Origin of the sequence: Candidatus Profftia tarda, from assembly GCF_904848675.1 — a bacterium.
GTDB lineage: Bacteria > Pseudomonadota > Gammaproteobacteria > Enterobacterales > Enterobacteriaceae > Profftia > Profftia tarda.
Genome location: NZ_LR890047.1, coordinates 872230 through 885426, shown reverse-complemented (window position 1 = coordinate 885426; position 13197 = coordinate 872230). Strand labels below are relative to the sequence as shown.

Annotated in this window: 11 protein-coding genes; all 11 read left to right on the top strand. The window is 37.8% G+C overall.

Features of this window, described 5'->3' with window-relative positions; all coding sequences use genetic code 11:
• Positions 1-1056: 1056 nt before the first annotated feature.
• The 11 genes from ndhC (at position 1057) to nuoL (ending at position 13133) form a co-directional block, all read left to right on the top strand.
• The gene (gene ndhC / locus KTT71_RS02510; protein ID WP_216782294.1) at positions 1057-1449 is read left to right on the top strand and encodes an NADH-quinone oxidoreductase subunit A; all 393 of its coding nucleotides are present in this window, start codon (positions 1057-1059) and stop codon (positions 1447-1449) included.
• 96 nt (positions 1450-1545) lie between these two features.
• Positions 1546-2220: a NuoB/complex I 20 kDa subunit family protein gene (locus KTT71_RS02505; RefSeq protein ID WP_216782293.1), complete on the top strand. Its 675-nt coding sequence runs from the start codon at positions 1546-1548 to the stop codon at positions 2218-2220.
• 108 nt (positions 2221-2328) lie between these two features.
• A complete protein-coding gene (gene nuoC / locus KTT71_RS02500) occupies positions 2329-4095 on the top strand; it encodes an NADH-quinone oxidoreductase subunit C/D (RefSeq protein WP_420885572.1) in 1767 nt (588 codons plus the stop codon).
• Positions 4096-4097: 2 nt separating this feature from the next.
• Positions 4098-4598: an NADH-quinone oxidoreductase subunit NuoE gene (nuoE, locus tag KTT71_RS02495; protein ID WP_216782291.1), complete on the top strand. Its 501-nt coding sequence runs from the start codon at positions 4098-4100 to the stop codon at positions 4596-4598.
• Positions 4595-5956, top strand: coding sequence for an NADH-quinone oxidoreductase subunit NuoF (nuoF, locus tag KTT71_RS02490; RefSeq protein ID WP_216782290.1), 1362 nt, complete (start codon positions 4595-4597; stop codon positions 5954-5956). The genes nuoE and nuoF overlap by 4 nt, the downstream gene beginning before the upstream one ends.
• Positions 5957-5988: 32 nt before the next feature.
• Positions 5989-8724: an NADH-quinone oxidoreductase subunit NuoG gene (nuoG, locus tag KTT71_RS02485; RefSeq protein ID WP_216782289.1), complete on the top strand. Its 2736-nt coding sequence runs from the start codon at positions 5989-5991 to the stop codon at positions 8722-8724.
• Between the two features lie 11 nt (positions 8725-8735).
• The gene (nuoH, locus tag KTT71_RS02480) at positions 8736-9713 is read left to right on the top strand and encodes an NADH-quinone oxidoreductase subunit NuoH (protein ID WP_216782288.1); all 978 of its coding nucleotides are present in this window, start codon (positions 8736-8738) and stop codon (positions 9711-9713) included.
• Between the two features lie 14 nt (positions 9714-9727).
• Complete coding sequence (gene nuoI / locus KTT71_RS02475; RefSeq protein WP_216782287.1) at positions 9728-10270, top strand: NADH-quinone oxidoreductase subunit NuoI; 543 nt, start codon at positions 9728-9730, stop codon at positions 10268-10270.
• Positions 10271-10405: 135 nt separating this feature from the next.
• Positions 10406-10987, top strand: coding sequence for an NADH-quinone oxidoreductase subunit J (gene nuoJ / locus KTT71_RS02470; protein ID WP_216782286.1), 582 nt, complete (start codon positions 10406-10408; stop codon positions 10985-10987).
• On the top strand, positions 10984-11286 hold the full coding sequence (gene nuoK / locus KTT71_RS02465) for an NADH-quinone oxidoreductase subunit NuoK (protein ID WP_216782285.1): 303 nt from the start codon (positions 10984-10986) through the stop codon (positions 11284-11286). Before nuoJ ends, nuoK begins: the two co-directional genes overlap by 4 nt.
• A complete protein-coding gene (gene nuoL / locus KTT71_RS02460; RefSeq protein WP_216782284.1) occupies positions 11283-13133 on the top strand; it encodes an NADH-quinone oxidoreductase subunit L in 1851 nt (616 codons plus the stop codon). The genes nuoK and nuoL overlap by 4 nt, the downstream gene beginning before the upstream one ends.
• Positions 13134-13197 lie beyond the last annotated feature (64 nt).

Genomic DNA, 13197 nt, shown 5'->3' with positions numbered 1-13197 from the left:
TTTTGAAATAATATTTTAGTCTAACCAGTTAATTATCTATGTCATAACCACCATCACTATACTAGAAAGTAAGTATCAGGAGAAAACGAGTAGTATTGCTGAATAAGTTGAATGATAATAATAACTATATTTATTAATTAATTAAATATGATGATTTTCAATGAAAACTACTCTTTGTTAAAACTTATCATGATTATTACTACTGAGAATAACTATAAGAATTTGATGATTCTCGTAAATTCTTTATAAAGTAAAGAATAAAAAAGATGAGTTTTATAAAATATTTACTACTTTGCAATCACCCAACTTAATTTTGTACCACATGATTCGAAATAGCGCGTAGTTCTATAATCTTATATTAAACATCAAAAACACTCCTAAATATAGACAGTACTAAAATATTAGATATACAGAATATATTATATTATTATGCGTGCCCTTAGAAGTTTACATAACTCAAATCGCAGTCTAAGATTTGAAATTAGAATAAGATACTAGGAGTAGCAGTATTTCTTAGAAATCACTAAAGATTGTAATAACTTTTTTCTGCATAAAAGTATCATGCTTAATAAATAAATTATAAAGTGAATAAAGAATCTTTAATATTTGTTTCTAAAAGTAATATCTTAAGTATTAATAAAATATGGTTAGATATATTTGTTTATCTGCAGATAATTATCGGTATTTTAGAAAAAATTCCATCCATGCTGTATCACAGCTACTTTATTACTTTTAGAAAGTTAGAACCTCTCCAAGGTATTTAGTAACTTATTTTATTAATACATTAAATAAAATGTAACCATCTGCAGCAGTCTTATGAAGCATAGGAACTTATACTGAGCTTAGCTGATAATATGATAAGATAGTATTTATCACCAATAAATTTGCTTATATTCCATAAACTTGACAAAATATTATAGAACATAGTAAAAGTTTATAGTAAAATATATTTTATATAATCTATTATCTTCGTTCCCCGTACATGCTTGTGTAGACATTCTTGTATTTTCAGTATAGTGAATTGCATTCTGATTAAAGATTTAAGATAAGATAATTATGCCAAAAAATATTGAAGTAATCTCTCACTACTGGGCATTTGCTGTGTTTATTATTATTGTGCTTAGTTTGTGCGCTCTTATGCTTCTGGGAACATATGCCCTTGGAGAAAGATCGCGAGAAAAAGCAATTCCTTATGAATCTGGCATCAACTCAGTAGGATCAGCACGTCTGCGTTTATCTGCTAAATTTTATCTAGTAGCTATGTTCTTTGTTATTTTTGATGTAGAAGCATTGTACTTATATGCTTGGTCTGCCTCAATCAGGGAAAATGGATGGCCCGGTCTGATGGAAGTGACATTTTTTATTTTGGTTCTGTTAATAGGCTTATTTTATCTAGCTCGTGTTGGGGGTCTCGATTGGACTCCATCTAGATCTAAGAGACATACATAATATAATATCACTGTGCGTAAAATTATAGTTAATGATGTAGTGAATTCATCATACTTAGGCATACTAAATATAGCAAAATAAAAGGCATAATAAATAATGGATTATACGCTCACTCGTATCGAAATAGAGGGTAATAATAAACGTTATCCAGTCCAAAAAAAGGAGATGGTTTCAGATCCATTAGAACAGGATGTTTACCGCAGTATTTATACAGGCAAGCTCGATAAGGCTTTGCGTGATATAGTAAAATGGGGGCGTAAAAACTCTCTTTGGCCTTATAATTTTGGTCTTTCTTGTTGTTATGTAGAAATGGTTACATCATTTACAGCAGTGCACGATATTGCTCGTTTTGGTGCAGAAGTTTTGCGCGCTTCTCCACGTCAAGCTGACTTTATGGTGATTGCAGGAACATGTTTCATTAAAATGGCTCCTGTTATTCAGCGTTTATATGAACAGATGTTGGAACCTAAATGGGTTATTTCAATGGGAGCCTGCGCAAATTCTGGTGGTATGTACGATATTTACTCAGTCGTTCAAGGCGTAGATAAATTTATTCCGGTAGATGTATACATCCCAGGATGTCCACCGCGTCCAGAAGCTTATATTCAGGCCCTAATGCTATTGCAGGAATCTATTGCTCAAGAGCGACGCCCATTATCCTGGGTAGTGGGCGATCAAGGTATTTACAGAGCTAAGATGCCATCAGAAAAAAATCGTAAGAGAGCTAAGCGCATGGCAGTAACTCATTTACGTTCACCAGACGAAATTTAACTATCATAGTTAAAGAGCATAATTTAGCCCCTTTAGTTCGCTGTTTTTTAGCAAACATGTGAATAGTATTGATATATTATGATAGACACAAATCCTCAAGATATTTATATGAGTTCTTGGCAAACCTCTGATCATCTTCATGATTGTGTTATAGATGAATTACAGAACCGTTTTGGGTATGATACATTTACTCTGCAGTCTACACGCACTGGAATGCCTGTTGCTTGGGTCAAGCGTGAGCAATTACTCGGAGTTATTTCTTTTCTAAAAAACATGCCAAAACCATATGTAATGCTCTTTGACATGCATGGAATTGATGAACGTCTGCGAACGTCTCGTGATAACCTGCCAAAGGCAGATTTCTCCGTCTTTTATCATATTATCTCTATTGCACAAAATCGAGATATAATGCTCAAGGTAGCATTACTTGAAAAAGACCTGTATCTTCCAACCGTGACTACTATATTCCCTAATGCTAATTGGTATGAACGTGAAACTTGGGAAATGTTCGGTATCACTTTTAATGGACATCCGCACTTAACTCGCATCATGATGCCTAGTTCCTGGATAGGATATCCATTACGTAAAGATTATCCTGCTCGTGCAACAGAGTTTGATCCTTTTGAGCTCACCAAACAAAAACAAGACTTAGAAATGGAATCATTAACTTTTAGACCTGAAGCGTGGGGGATGAAACGAAGTACTGAAAACGAAGATTTTATGTTTTTAAATCTAGGCCCTAATCATCCATCTGCTCATGGTGCATTCCGTATTGTATTGCAGTTACACGGCGAAGAGATCATCGACTGTGTGCCTGATATTGGATATCATCACCGTGGGGCAGAGAAAATGGCCGAGCGTCAATCATGGCACAGCTATATTCCGTATACCGACCGTATAGAATACCTCGGGGGTTGCATGAATGAGATGCCCTACATCTTGGCTGTTGAAAAATTGGCAGGGATTGAAGTGCCAGAACGCGTAAAAGTTATCCGGGTCATGCTTGCTGAGCTATTTCGTATTAATAGTCACTTATTATATATCTCCACTTTTATTCAAGACGTGGGTGCAATGACTCCAGTGTTCTTAGCTTTTACTGATCGTCAGAAAATTTACGATCTAGTTGAAGCAATTACCGGTTTTCGTATGCATCCAGCTTGGTTTCGTATTGGTGGTGTTGCACAAGACTTACCCCATGGCTGGGAACGATTATTAAGAGATTTCCTTAACTGGATGCCTAATAGATTAGAGTCTTATGTTAAATCTGCGCTACAAAACTCCATTCTTAGAGGGCGCTCTATAGGAGTTGCTGCATACAACTCACAGGAAGCACTAGATTGGGGAGTTACTGGAGCAGGTTTGCGTGCAACTGGGATATCTTTTGACGTACGCAAATGGCGTCCTTACTCCGGTTATGAAAACTTTGATTTTGAAGTGCCAGTTTCTCATAATGGTGATTGCTACGATCGAGTTATGCTCAAAGTAGAAGAACTACGTCAAAGTCTATTAATTTTGGAGCAATGTTACAATAATATGCCTGCAGGCCCCTTTAAATCCGATCATCCATTGACTACTCCTCCTCCGAAAGAGCGCACTTTACAGCACATAGAAACCCTAATTACACACTTTATACAAGTATCTTGGGGTCCGGTAATGCCTGCTAACGAATCTTTCCAAATGGTTGAAGCTACTAAAGGAATAAATAGTTATTATCTAATTAGTGACAACAGTAGTATGAGCTATCGCACTCGTATCCGTACTCCAAGCTATGCACATCTTCAACAGATCCCAGCAGTAATTCGTGGCAGCTTAGTATCTGACTTAATTGTATACCTTGGCAGTATTGATTTCGTTATGTCAGATGTGGACCGTTAATCATGTTAGATGAATCTTTAATAAACAAAAAAGCATTTGTACTTAGCAACAGCACTCGAGAGGCTATTGAATATGAAAAGACTCACTATGAAGATTCACATGCTGTATCAATTGAAGCACTAAAAATTGTACAAAAAGAGCATGGCTGGGTTTCGGATGGTGCTCTTCATGCAATTGCTGAAGTCTTGGATATTCCAGTAGCACACGTCGAAGGTGTAGCAACTTTTTATAGCCAAATCTTCCGTCAGTCTGTTGGCCGGCATATTATTCGTTACTGTGATAGTATTGTGTGTTATATAAACGGTTATGAGGAAATTCAAGCTGCACTGGAATCTAGATTGGATATTAAGCCAGGTCAAACTACTTTAGATAAGCGTTTTACTCTCCTGCCAACCTGCTGTTTAGGTAATTGCGACAAGGGGCCAAATATAATGATCGATGACGATACTCATGCTTACCTGACATCAGACAATGTCATAAAATTACTGGAAAAGTATAAATGACGATTACTTCATCTTTATTTTTAAACCGTTCCCCGGAAAGTCATCCATTAACTTGGCGTTTGCGTCATGATAAACAACCGGTCTGGATAAATGAATATTGCGGTAAAAGTGGTTATCAAGGCGCCAAAAAAGCTCTTAAAAGCATGTCGCATAATGCAGTTATTAACTTAGTAAAAGATGCAGGGCTAAAAGGACGTGGTGGTGCAGGGTTCCTCACCGGAATAAAATGGAGTTTGATGCCTAACGATGAATCAATGAATATCCGTTACTTGCTGTGTAACGCTGATGAAATGGAGCCTGGTACCTATAAAGATAGGATGTTAATGGAACAGATGCCACACCTGCTGCTCGAAGGTATGCTCATCGCGGCATTTGCCTTGAAGGCTTACCGTGGCTACATCTTCCTACGTGGTGAATATATTAATGCTTTGATTAATCTCCGTAAAGCCATTCAAGAAGCTGAGATAGCTGGTTTGCTAGGTAAAAATATTTTAAATTCAGGATTTAATTTTGAGATATTTGTTCATAGTGGCGCCGGTCGCTATATTTGCGGTGAAGAAACAGCACTTATCAATTCATTAGAAGGCCGTCGCGCTAACCCCCGCTCTAAGCCGCCATTTCCTGCTAGCTTTGGCGTATGGGGTAAGCCCACCTGTGTTAATAATGTAGAAACCCTGTGTAATGTGCCAGCGATAATTGAACATGGTGTAGATTGGTATAGAAGTCTTTCTATAAATGGTAGTACAGATGCAGGCACTAAGCTAATGGGGTTTTCCGGTCGTGTGAAAAATCCTGGTTTATGGGAACTACCATTTGGCACTGTAGTGCGTGAAATTTTTGAAAATTATGCAGGTGGCATGCGTGATGGTCTAACTCTTAAAGCATGGCTACCAGGAGGAGCAGGAACTGACTTTTTGATCGGTAAGCATCTCGATCTTCCAATGGACTTCGATAATATAGGCAAAGCAGGCAGTCGATTAGGTACTGCTCTATCAATTGCTGTTGACAATAAGATCTCTATGGTGTCTTTAGTTCGCAATCTAGAAGAATTTTTTGCTAGAGAATCCTGTGGTTGGTGTACGCCATGCCGAGATGGTTTACCCTGGATTGTAAAAATACTACGTGCACTTGAGCTTAGAGAAGGCCAGTTAGGTGATATAGAAATGCTTGAACAGCTATGCCGTCATTTAGGTCCAGGGAGAACTTTCTGCGCACATGCTCCTGGAGCCGTTGAACCATTACAAAGTGCTATTAAATATTTTCGTGAAGAATTCGAAGCAGGAATTATAATAAAACATTCCGGTAATATGGGCACCATTAAAGGTATTCAACCTAACTTATTGAAATCGCGCTGGTAGTTTAAATATTTTTAAATTTGGAAAATATGATAATGGCTATAATTCATCTAGAAGGGAAGTCTTATGAAGTCAATAGAGACGATAATTTATTACAAGCATGTCTTTCTTTAGGCTTTGATATTCCTTATTTTTGTTGGCACCCTGCTCTGGGAAGTATCGGTGCTTGTCGCCAGTGCGCAGTAAAGCAATATCAAAATATGGAAGATAAAAATGGTCGTCTGGTAATCTCATGTATGACTCCAGTTCATGATGGAAGCGTAATTTCAATCGATGATCCTGAAACAAAAATATTCCGTAAGAGCGTTCTTGAATGCTTAATGACTAATCATCCACACGATTGTCCAGTATGTGCAGAAGGGGGACACTGTCATTTGCAAGACATGACGGTAATGACAGGTCATAGTATCCGCAACTATCGCTTTACCAAACGTACTCACAATAATCAGGAACTAGGTCCTTTTCTTACTCATGAAATGAATCGCTGTATTGTCTGTTATCGTTGCGTGCGTTATTACAAAAATTATGCTAATGGCACTGATTTTGGTGTTTACGGGACAAGTAATAATATCTATTTTGGTCGTACGGAGAACGGCGCTTTAGAAAGTGAATTTTCTGGTAATCTTATAGAAGTATGTCCTACTGGTGTCTTTACAGATAAAACGCACTCCGAACGTTATAACCGTAAGTGGGATATGCAGTTTTCTCCTAGTATATGCTTGCAGTGTAGTGTGGGTTGTAACACTAGCCCTGGCGAACGTTATGGAGAAGTTCGCCGTATTGAAAATCGTTACAATGGTAATGTTAATCATTATTTTCTTTGTGATCTTGGCCGTTTTGGATATGGCTATGTCAACCTCAAGAATCGTCCTCGTCAGCCACAACAACGTCTCGGAAATGATTGGATTACACTTACTTCTGAAGAAGCGATCAAAGCTGCAGCTGATCTCTTGAGCCGGGGAATAAAAAGCATTGGTATTGGCTCTCCACGTGCGAGTCTTGAAAGCAATTATGCATTGCGTAAGCTAGTTGGTGCAAGTAATTTCTACAGCGGTATTGAGGCTGGTGAATTAAGTCGTTTGCATTTAATCCAGAGAATTCTGAGTGAAGGAAGTGTTTATACGCCATCTTTGCGTGAAATGGAAAGCTATGATGCGGTTCTTATTCTTGGAGAAGATGTGACTCAAACTGCAGCTCGTATTGCATTGGCATTGCGTCAGGCTGTACAAGGTAAAGCGCGCGCCATGGCCGACTCCCATAGAATCCCTAAATGGCAGAGCGCAGCGATCGAAAATATTAGCCAGCGCGCTAAATATCCACTTTTTATAACCAGCATTGATTGTACCCGTTTGGATGATATTGCTGCATTGAGCTACCGTGCACCTGTTGCTGATCAAGCACGTCTAGGATTTGCAGTTGCTCATGCTTTAAATAACCATGCTCCTGCTGTTAAAAATTTATCCGACTCAGTTTGCAGACTAGTTGAAGTGATTGTGCAAGCATTGACTAAAGCAAAAAAAATATTGATTGTAACAGGTAGTAATGCCGGTTATACCCCTTTAATCGAAGCCTCTGCTAACATAGAGAAGGCTCTTAAAGCAAATAATATCGAAGTTGGTTTGACTTTTATAGCTTCTGAAGCAAACAGCATGGGCTTGGCAATGATGAATGCTCTATCTATAGATGATGCATTGCTTGAAATAGAAAAGAATAAAGTAGACTCTGTTATAGTGCTTGAAAATGATCTTTATCGTCATGCTCTAGCTATTCGTATAGATGCAGCAATGACTAAAATATCAAGCCTTATCGTAATTGATCATCAGAAGACTGCTATCATGGATAAGGCAGATCTTATATTATCTGCAGCTAGTTTTGCAGAAGGTAACGGCACAGTTGTCAATCAGGAAGGGCGCGCTCAGCGCTTTTTCCAAGTTTACGATCCACTATATTATGACAATCCTGATCATAATACTCCTTCTGTTATGTTGGATAGTTGGCGTTGGCTGCACGCAATATATTCTTTCTTGGAAAGAGGTCAGATCGACTGGACTAAGTTAGATCATGTGATTCAATCTTTTGTCAAATCATATCCATATATGAAAAAAGTTTTAGATGCTGCACCTGACTCTATGTTCCGAATCAAAGGTCAGAAAATAGCTCGCGAACCGCACCGTTATAGCGGTCGTACTGCAATGCGTGCTAATATCAGTGTACATGAACCACGTCAACCACAGGATCAAGATACTGCGTTTACGTTTTCTATGGAAGGTTATAGCGGTACATTAAAAGAGCGACAGCAGATTCCATTTGCTTGGGCTCCTGGCTGGAACTCTCCTCAGGCCTGGAATAAATTTCAAGATGAAGTAGGAGGTAATTTGCGTCACGGAGATCCTGGTGTGCGTCTAATTACTGCAGGTAAAGGTTCGCGAAGTTACTTTCATGCTATTCCTCCTGCTTATCAAAATACGCATTGGGTAGTTGCTCCTTACTACCACCTGTTTGGTAGTGAAGAAATGACTCAACGTTCACCGGTTATACAGTCTCATATGCCAGAAACGTACGTGATATTAAATCCGGAGGATGCATCGCATCTAGAAGTAAATAGCGGTATGATTCTAGAACTAACTTTTCTGGAACAGAAATTATTACTAACTGTACGTTTAAGTGATAATTTAAAATCTGGTCAAATTGGACTACCTCTTGGATTACCAGGTATCTCTCCAGTTATGAACGGAAGAAAAGTTGATTTTATCCAGAAAATAAACAGATAGGAGGCAGTCTTGTGTCTTTTTTGACCCAAGAATTTATTGTGATTCTTATTGCAATAATAAAAGCTATTGTGATTGCTTTAGGTGTAATCATGCTTGGCGCATTCATGAGTATAGGAGAACGTCGAATACTTGGTTTATTCCAAAATCGTTATGGCCCAAATCGGGTTGGGTGGGGAGGATCACTGCAGTTAGTTGCAGATATAATTAAAATGTGTTTTAAAGAAGACTGGACTCCGCACTTCTCTGACCGCTTTATCTTTACTTTGGCACCGATTATTGCTTTCTCATCTTTGTTTATTGCATTTGCTATTATATCTATTAGCCCTACTTGGACAGTAGCAGATCTAAATATAGGTATATTATTCTTTCTTATGATGGCAGGGCTTTCGGTCTATGCCGTACTCTTTGCTGGTTGGTCAAGTAATAACAAGTATTCTTTATTAGGAGCGATGCGGGCATCTGCGCAGACGTTAAGTTATGAGGTCTTTCTTGGTCTTTCTCTAATGGGTGTAGTTGCCCAAGCAGACTCTTTTAGAATAACTAAGATTATTGAGTCACAGATTTATCTATGGAATGTTATTCCACAATTTTTAGGTTTTTTGACCTTCATGGTTGCTGGTATTGCAGTGTGTCACCGCCATCCATTTGACCAGCCAGAAGCCGAGCAGGAACTAGCAGATGGTTACCACATTGAATATTCCGGTATGAAGTTTGGTCTATTCTTTCTAGGAGAATATATCAGTGTTGTAACCGTCTCCGCTCTGATTGTTACTCTTTTTTTTGGAGGATGGTATGGTCCATTCTTTCCCCCAGCAATCTGGTTTGCGATCAAGACTTTCTTTTTTATGTTGATCTTTATTCTAATACGTGCCTCCCTACCACGCCCTAGGTATGATCAGGTAATGTCATTTGGGTGGAAAATTTGCCTGCCACTAACTTTATTAAACTTGTTAAGTACTGCAGGTATGATTTTATATAATGCTCAATAACAGGGGTATATACCATGACGTTGAAAGGATTGGTGGTTGGTTTTTTCACCCAAATTCGCAGCCTGTACCTAATAAGCATGAATATTTTTGCTAAGAGGGAAACTAGACTATATCCTGAAGAACAAGTATATCTTCCACCCCGTTACCGTGGTCGTATCGTCTTGACTCGTGACCCAGATGGAAGAGAGCGTTGCGTTGCCTGTAACTTATGTGCTGTTGCTTGTCCTGTTGGCTGCATTGCATTACAAAAATCAGAGACTAAAGATGGCCGTTGGTATCCAGAGTTTTTCCGAATCAATTTCTCTCGATGTATCTTTTGTGGTATGTGTGAAGAAGCCTGCCCAACAACAGCTATTCAGCTGACCCCGGATTTCGAATTAAGTGACTTTAAGCGTCAAGACTTGGTATACGAAAAAGAAGATTTATTAATATCAGGACCCGGTAAATATCCTAAGTATAATTTTTATCGTGCAACTGGTATGTCTATTGATGGTAAATTAAAAGGTGATGCTAAAAATGAAGTACAGCCTATTGATGTGAAAGCTCTTTTGCCATAAAACTATGTTTATATTATTACTAGCAACATTAAAGTAAAAATAACTCTCATTATTATTTACAAGTATACAAAATATTTTTGAGTATGTTGTATTGAATGGTCAACTATTGATCTACAGATAACCAAGGAATTAAGTATGGAATTTGTATTTTATATGGCATCGCTAGTTGCTGTAGTATCAACGGTTCTAGTGATATCTCATAATAATCCGATTCATGCCTTACTGTATCTTGTTATATCATTGCTTGCGGTGTCTGCAGTATTTTTTTCTCTTGGTGCTTATTTCGCAGGAGCATTTGAAATAATAGTTTATGCCGGTGCTATTATGGTTTTATTTGTTTTTGTTGTCATGATGCTTAATCTAGGGGAATGTGTTGCAGAACAGGAGCGTTCATGTCTCAAGCTTGCCAACTATAGAGGACCTATTGTCTTATCTACTATCTTTTTAACTATAATGGTTTACGCTATTACAAGTTTGCAAGATCATGCCATCAAAAGGAATATTATTGACGTAAAAGAAGTAGGTATAGCCCTCTTTCATCATTATTTGCTGGCAGTTGAGATAATGTCTATGCTCTTACTAGCAGGTTTAGTTGTAGCGTTCCATCTTGGTCGCGAGCGTAAACAGGGAGAAGATTTTAATAAAGTAAAAAAATTGTATACCAATGAACTTAAAATAATTTCAGTTAAAAATAAAAAATCGGAGGATTTAGGATGATTCCGTTACAGGATGTTTTAATTCTAGCAGCGATCTTGTTTCTTCTGGGGTTTATTGGTTTGATGTCCCGACGTAATTTACTGTTTATGCTTATCAGTTTAGAAATCATGATTAACGCGGCTGCTTTAGCCTTCGTAGCAGCAGGAAATTACTGGAAGCAAGCAGATGGTCAAGTAATGTATATTTTTGCTATTAGTATAGCAGCCGCGGATGCCAGCATTGGGTTGGCTCTGTTATTGCAATTACAGCGTCGTCGCCATACAATGAATATTGATTCTGTTAGTGAGATGCGCGGATGAACCTACTCTATGTAACTATATTGCTACCATTAATAAGTTTTTTATTTTTGGCGTTTTCCGATGGTCGTTGGCGAGAATGCACTTCATCTTTTTTCGGGGTAGGTTCTATAGGTTTAGCAGCGTTGGTGACCTTTTATATAGGATTAGATTTTTTAAGACAAAAAGAGAGCGGCGTTCAAGTATTTAATCAGTATCTTTGGAACTGGATATCCGTAGGAGAGGTTAATATTCCAATCACGTTAACTATTGACGCTCTATCGCTAACCATGTTGTCTGTAGTAATCAGTGTAGGTTTTTTAATCCATATGTTTGCATCTTGGTATATGCGAGGTCAAGAAGGTTATTCACGTTTCTTCGCTTACACTAACCTATTTATTGCTAGCATGGTGCTCTTGATTCTCGCCGATAACCTATTGCTTATGTATGTAGGATGGGAAGCGGTAGGTTTGTGTAGCTACATGTTGATTGGGTTCTACTATAATAACCCGGATAACGGTGCCGCTGCAATGAAAGCATTTATAATAACGCGCATCGGTGACGTCTTTCTGGCAATTGGATTATTCTTACTTTATAAAGAACTAGGAACTTTAAATATACATAAAATAATTATTCTAGCCCCGCAGAAATTTGTAGTTGGTTCCCCGGAAATAACATATGCAACGTTGATGCTGCTGTGTGGAGCTGTCGGTAAATCTGCGCAGCTGCCATTGCAAACTTGGCTAGCCGATGCTATGGTTGGTCCAACACCTGTATCCGCACTGATACACGCCGCAACAATGGTTACTGCTGGTGTTTATCTCATTGCTCGTATGAATGGATTATTCTTAATGGCTCCAGAAGTATTAAATCTGGTAGGCATGATCGGCGGGGTGACGTTGCTTATGTCCGGTTTTGCAGCTTTAGTGCAAACTAATATTAAACGTATTTTAGCTTACTCCACCATGAGTCAGATTGGCTATATGTTTCTAGCTCTTGGAGTTCAGGCATGGAGTGCTGCAATTTTTCACTTAATCACACATTCCTTTTTTAAAGGGTTATTGTTTCTATCTTCTGGTTCGGTCATTATGGCTTGTAATCATGAACAGAATATATTAAAAATGGGTGGATTGCGCAAATCTCTGCCTCTTATATATACTTGCTTCCTGGTGGGTGGTAGTTCGCTATCAGCGTTACCAATTTTTAGTTCTGGTTTCTATAGCAAAGATGAAATCCTGTGGGGAGCCATGGCTTCTGGCCATCTTAATCTTATGCTCATAGGTTTATTTGGTGCGTTCCTGACGTCTCTATATACTTTCCGTATGATTTTTCTTATTTTTTATGGTGAAACAAAAAGCACTGTATATGTTAGAACAGGTATTTCACATAACTTCCCTTTGATAGTACTGATATTTATGTCAACTTTTATTGGTGCTTTAATTAAACCTCAATTATCAGGAGTTTTGCCTGAAGAACATGTTGAAAAAGTAGGGATGGTGACATTATCAATTATTTCCGGTATTTTATCTATTATTGGTATAATGCTTGCCATCTTTTTGTACCTCAGTAAAACTAAGAGCTTTACTCTTTTACTACATAGTATTCCGGCTCGGTTATTATCAACAATATGGTTTCATGCTTGGGGTTTTGACTTCTTATACAACTTAATATTTATTAAGCCATTTAAAATGGGGGCTAACCTATTGAAGTACGACCCCTTAAACAGCTTCATGAATATATTAGTATTTTTTTCTTGTTGGTGTAATCGTTGTCTCTCATTGCTAGAAAACGGTAAATTACGTTGGTATATAGCATCGATGTGTATAGGGTCTATCATAATATTATTATCTCTTTTATTATTTAATAAATAAAAGATCTTGAATATCTAAATACATCATAACTCTTATTAAATATACATTTTATATCACTCAATTT

Bases quoted from the DNA above. Each gene is read 5' to 3' on its own strand.
- nuoK (WP_216782285.1), top strand. From the start codon at position 10,984: ATGATTCCGTTACAGGATGTTTTAATTCTAGCAGCGATCTTGTTTCTT.
- nuoJ (WP_216782286.1), top strand. From the start codon at position 10,406: ATGGAATTTGTATTTTATATGGCATCGCTAGTTGCTGTAGTATCAACG.
- nuoE (WP_216782291.1), top strand. From the start codon at position 4,098: ATGTTAGATGAATCTTTAATAAACAAAAAAGCATTTGTACTTAGCAAC.
- KTT71_RS02505 (WP_216782293.1), top strand. From the start codon at position 1,546: ATGGATTATACGCTCACTCGTATCGAAATAGAGGGTAATAATAAACGT.
- nuoL (WP_216782284.1), top strand. From the start codon at position 11,283: ATGAACCTACTCTATGTAACTATATTGCTACCATTAATAAGTTTTTTA.
- nuoC (WP_420885572.1), top strand. From the start codon at position 2,329: ATGAGTTCTTGGCAAACCTCTGATCATCTTCATGATTGTGTTATAGAT.
- nuoI (WP_216782287.1), top strand. From the start codon at position 9,728: ATGACGTTGAAAGGATTGGTGGTTGGTTTTTTCACCCAAATTCGCAGC.
- ndhC (WP_216782294.1), top strand. From the start codon at position 1,057: ATGCCAAAAAATATTGAAGTAATCTCTCACTACTGGGCATTTGCTGTG.
- nuoG (WP_216782289.1), top strand. From the start codon at position 5,989: ATGGCTATAATTCATCTAGAAGGGAAGTCTTATGAAGTCAATAGAGAC.
- nuoF (WP_216782290.1), top strand. From the start codon at position 4,595: ATGACGATTACTTCATCTTTATTTTTAAACCGTTCCCCGGAAAGTCAT.